The sequence below is a fragment of the Kitasatospora sp. NPDC058406 genome, assembly GCF_042722765.1.
Taxonomy (GTDB): domain Bacteria; phylum Actinomycetota; class Actinomycetes; order Streptomycetales; family Streptomycetaceae; genus Kitasatospora.
Window position 1 is genome coordinate 1 of sequence record NZ_JBHXKE010000418.1, and the last position, 4,506, is coordinate 4,506.

Consider the following 4,506-nt stretch of genomic DNA (forward strand, 5'->3'; position numbering starts at 1 on the left):
CCCGTACGCCCCGAGGTCGGCGAACTCGTCACCAGTCTCGACATGGCCGGCTGCTCGCTGACCTTGAGTTGGCTGGACGAGGAGCTGGAGCGGCTGTGGCTCCCGGCCGCGACCGGCGACTCCCGCACCGGCGACTCCGCCGCCGTGGGCCCCGGCACGACCGGCGCCGCCGGTCCGCCGCCGTCGGCCGCGTCGTGCGACTGCCCCGGCCGCACCTCCGCCAGCAGTGCCAGGAACGCCGCCTCGTCGACCAGCGGCACGCCCTCCGCCACAGCGCGCCGGGCCTTCGCCGAAGCCGCGCCGTCCGGCCCCGCGTTGGCGACCAGCACGCTGGTGTGGCGGCTCACCGAGGTCATGACGTTGAGTCCGGCGGCCACCGCCCGTGCCACCAGTTCCTCCCGCGCCGTCACGGTCTCGCCGGTGACGGCGACCTTCATGCCCTGCACCAGCGGCCCGCCCGCCGCCCAGCGTCCCGGGTTGCGGTAGCCGCACGGCGTCTTCGGTATCCGCGGGCGGAACTCCGAGGTGCGCCGGGGCGGGCAGGCGACCAGCGGCAGCGGGACCCCCAGCCGGGCCGCCTCCACCAGCGACCCCCGCAGGATCCCCGCCAGCACCCGGGTGTCGTCCAGGGCGTCGTGGGCCCGCCGCTGGACGACGCCGTAGTGCGCGGCGAGCGTGCCGAGCCTCAGGTCGTCCGTGGGGGTCTCGATCCGGCGGTTCAGCGCGAGCGTGCAGAGCCGCCGGGAGACCGGCAGCCAGGACCGGGCCAGCGCGAACTCGTGGCTGAGGAAGTCGTAGTCGAACTGGGCGTTGTGCGCGACCATGACCCGTCCCTCCAACAGCTCCGCGATCCGGCCGGCGACCCGTTCGAAGGTCGGCGCCCCGCGCAGCCGCTCGGCCGTCAGACCGTGGATGTCGACCGGTCCCGGGTCCACCCCGGGGTCGAGCAGCGTCGAGAACTCCCCGGTCTGCCGGCCCTGGGCGTCGACCGTCACCACCGCGACCGACAGCACCCGGTGCTGCCCGGGCCTCAGCCCGGAGGTCTCGACGTCGACGAGCGCCCAGTCGTGCTCGTAGTCGGCGGTGTCCGCGACGGGCGCGGCGGTCTGGCGGAGAGGTGACGTAGCCGAAGTCATGCCGTTAAGCATGCTCATCCTCACGTATCACTCACAACCCGATTGACCTGCTTGTTATCCGCGAAACCACCCCCTTCGGGTAGTTCCGTTACCGGCACGTTTGGGTACGTACTGCGGCGCGCGCCCGCGAGCGGGCGCGGACCCACGCACCTCCACGACACCACTCAGCCCTCACACGGAGACCGAGCCCCCATGAGCAACGACCGCATCCCCGCGTCCGTACGCCAGACCTACGGCCCTGACGACCTTTCCCGAGCCGCGAGCTTCGCGGGCGGTTTCATCAACTTCGGGGACTGGCGCGGCATCGACACCACCGCGCCCACGCCGGAGGACCGCGTCCTCAGTCAGGAGAACCTGTACCGCCGGGTGCTGCGCGCCTTCCCCGCGCCGGCCGAGTCCCTGCGGCTGGCCGAGGTCGGCTGCGGGCGCGGGCTCGGCGCCGCGCTCGCGCTGCGGGAGTTCCGCTTCGCCCGGGTGACGGGCGTCGACATCCACCCCGACCAGGTCGAACGCGCCCGCGCCGTCAACGCCCGCGCCCTGGCGACGTTCCCTGACCGGCTCGGCTACACCCTCGGTTCGGCGGACGAGCTCCCCTTCGCGGACGGCTCCCTGGACGGCGTGTACTCGGTCGAGGCGGCGCAGCACTTCCGCGAGCTGACCGGCTTCGCGCGGGAGACGGCCCGGGTCCTGCGGCCCGGCGGCCGGCTGGTGGTCACCACGTTCTTCAGCGCCGAGGGTCCGGAGGCGGCCGAGCGGCTGAGCATCCTGCTCGGGAGCTTCGCCGACGGCCTGGACGTCGCCCACCCGCTCGACGCCTTCACGGCCGACCTCGCCGACGCCGGGTTCACCCGCATCGCCACCGGATCCATCGGCGAGGACGTCTGGCCGGGGCTGGACCGCTACCTGGAGGGGACGGTCCCGTCCGGCCACTGGACCCGCAACTTCCTGACGACGTGGCGGGACGGCCTGCTCGACTACCACGTCGTCACCGCCGAACGGTCCTGACCGGCGCGCGGGCCGTCACGGGCCCGGCTCGGCCGGCGACCGTTCCGGAGGCCGGGTCCACGCGCCCGCAGGCCGCCCGCCCCGTGAGGGCCGGCCGACCGGCGCGTCCGTGGACCCGGCGGGGATCAGCAGGGGACGGGCACCGAGACGGTGGCGGTCGACGGCGGCCAGCCCCACTTGGTGACGGAGAACGTCCCGGTGACGGTCGATCCGCAGGGGGCGGTCCCGGCCACGTAGCCGACCGGCCGGCCGCCGACGGGGATGACGACGTTCGGGGTGTCGGTCCCCAGCGAGGCGCCGCCGACGATCCCGGCCGTGAGGTCGAACGAGACCGTCTGCGGGGTCCAGCTGATGGCGACCGGGGTGGCGTAGCCGGACAGCCAGACCTGGTCCCCGTCGACGGTGGCACAGAGCTGGGTCCGCAGGATGCCTTCGAAACCGTAGACACAGGTCTTGGTCGCCGTCGTGGCGGTGGAGGCCTGCGCGGTGGCCTCGGTGGCGCTCACGGCGCCGAGCGCGGACAGGGCGGCGGCACCGGCAAGGATCGCGGTGAATCGTTTCATCGGAGATCTCTCCTTCACAAGGGCACAGGGTGGGCCGAGGTGCGAAGCAGTGCAATTTCACGCTTCACATGCCAGATGTTTCCATGGGTTCCGGAGATTCACCGGCTGTTCGCCTTGCGTCCGAAGATGATTACCTGATCCGACCTTCACATGGCTGGATCTCGCGGTTCCGCATGCGGCGGCCACGCCATCCTCCCGGCCCCGGGTTCCGCCGCTCGCCCGCACCGGCCACCCCCCTGAACCACCCCCACCCCACCGGTGGACTCTCGACGATCTCCCGGTGGTGCGCCAGACTCTCCCTACGGCTCCCACCGCACCCTCCGCAGCACCACTGATCCTCGGACCACACATCGGAGAACCCCCACGGTGACTACGAGTCGAACCTTGGACATCAGCTTCTCGAACGGAAGATCCGGCAGCGGCCCGGCCACCTGGGGCCAGCAGGCCATCTGGGACGTCGTCAACCGCCTGACCCCCGCCGACCGTCCGCGCTACAACATCACCACGGCCTCACCCGTGGACCCCGGCGTCCCCGTGCAGACCACCCTGGACGCCCTGCGCGACCTGCTCCACCTGCACGACTCCCTGCACACCCGTCTGCACCCGGACGAGAGCGGGACCGGGCTGCGCCAGACCGTCGACCCGGACGGCCTGCTGACCGTGCACACCCGGCACTGCGACGACGACCCCACCGAACTCGCCACCGCCGGCAGCGCACTCCACCGCCGGCTGGCCGCCGACCCGTTCGACAGTGCCACCGACTGGCCGCTCCGGGTCGGTCTGGTGATCGCCGACGGGCTGGTCCGGCACATCACCCTGGTCCTCTCCCACACCGCGGTGGACGGCAGCGGAATGGGCCGGGTGATCCAGGACCTCACCGAGCTGGCCCTGGGCGCCACCCCCGAGTCCGTCCGGGCCGAGCGGTCGCCCCAGCAGCCGCTGGAGGAGGCGGAGTTCCAGCGGTCGGAGCGGGGAAGACGCCGCGACGCCAACGCCCGCGCGCACGTCCTGCGCAAGCTGCGGCTCGGCCCGCCCCGCCTCTTCCCGCCCACCACCGCGGAGTCCGCGCCGTTCCCGAACGCACTGCTCGACTCGCCCGCCCTGCTCCGCGCGGTCGACCTGGTCGCCACCGCCCACCGGGCGAGTTCCTCCTCCGTGCTGCTGGCGGCGGCCTGCACGATGACCGCCGAGCTCTCGGGATCACCGGACGTCGTGATCCAGGTCATCGTCAGCAACCGCTTCCTGCCGGGCCTGACCGACGCGGTGAGCGTGATCGCGAGCGACGGCGTGTTCCATCTGCCGAACGCCGCGGGCGACTTCGGCGAGACGGTCCGGCGCACCCAGGCCGCCGCGATCGCCACGTACCGCCACGCCTACTACGAGCGGCGCCTGCTGGACGGCGAGATCGACCGCCTGACGGCGGAGGGCGTCCCGCTGGCCGACCGGTCGTGCATCTTCAACGACACCCGCGACCTCCTGCCGGCCACCCTGGCGACCGCCCCCGTGCCGTCCTCCGAGCCGCTCGACCGGGCTCGCGAACGGACCACCCTGACCTGGCCGACCGAGTTCGACCCGCGGCCCGGCCTCAGCTACGCGCTGGACGCCCTGCAGACCGGCGACGCCCTCCAGCTCGCCATGACCGCCGATCCGGCCGTCCTCCCCCGCCCCGCCATGGCCCGCTTCCTCCTCGGCATCGAGAACCTGGTCGTCGGCGAGGCCGAGGCCCTGGCCGGGGCGGCCGAGGCCGTCGCCGTCCCGGCGGGCTGACCCGCCGAACCGGACGGCCCGGCCGGCCGCGCAAC

The 4,506-nt window shown here is 73.3% G+C and carries 4 protein-coding genes; 2 read left to right on the forward strand and 2 right to left on the reverse strand.

Annotated features, from left to right (window positions below; all coding sequences use genetic code 11):
• On the reverse strand, positions 1 to 1,136 hold a 1,136-nt coding region (locus ACFWOG_RS39780; RefSeq protein WP_380364528.1), incomplete at its 3' end, for a DEDDh family exonuclease.
• A 192-nt stretch (positions 1,137 to 1,328) separates the two neighbouring features.
• Between ACFWOG_RS39780 and ACFWOG_RS39785 the strand changes: the two genes are divergently transcribed.
• On the forward strand, positions 1,329 to 2,141 hold the full coding sequence (locus ACFWOG_RS39785; RefSeq protein WP_329884383.1) for a class I SAM-dependent methyltransferase: 813 nt from the start codon (positions 1,329 to 1,331) through the stop codon (positions 2,139 to 2,141).
• 125 nt (positions 2,142 to 2,266) lie between these two features.
• Here ACFWOG_RS39785 and ACFWOG_RS39790 read toward each other — a convergent pair whose 3' ends face one another.
• Positions 2,267 to 2,704, reverse strand: a complete 438-nt coding sequence (locus tag ACFWOG_RS39790) for a hypothetical protein (protein WP_329952650.1) — start codon at positions 2,702 to 2,704, stop codon at positions 2,267 to 2,269.
• 384 nt (positions 2,705 to 3,088) lie between these two features.
• Here ACFWOG_RS39790 and ACFWOG_RS39795 point away from each other — a divergent pair, with 384 nt between their 5' ends.
• Entirely contained in the window at positions 3,089 to 4,471 is a 1,383-nt protein-coding gene (locus ACFWOG_RS39795; protein ID WP_329952649.1) for a condensation domain-containing protein, read from the forward strand.
• The last annotated feature ends 35 nt before the right edge of the window (positions 4,472 to 4,506 follow it).

Bases quoted from the DNA above. Each gene is read 5' to 3' on its own strand.
- ACFWOG_RS39785 (WP_329884383.1), top strand. From the start codon at position 1,329: ATGAGCAACGACCGCATCCCCGCGTCCGTACGCCAGACCTACGGCCCT.
- ACFWOG_RS39790 (WP_329952650.1), bottom strand. From the start codon at position 2,704: ATGAAACGATTCACCGCGATCCTTGCCGGTGCCGCCGCCCTGTCCGCG.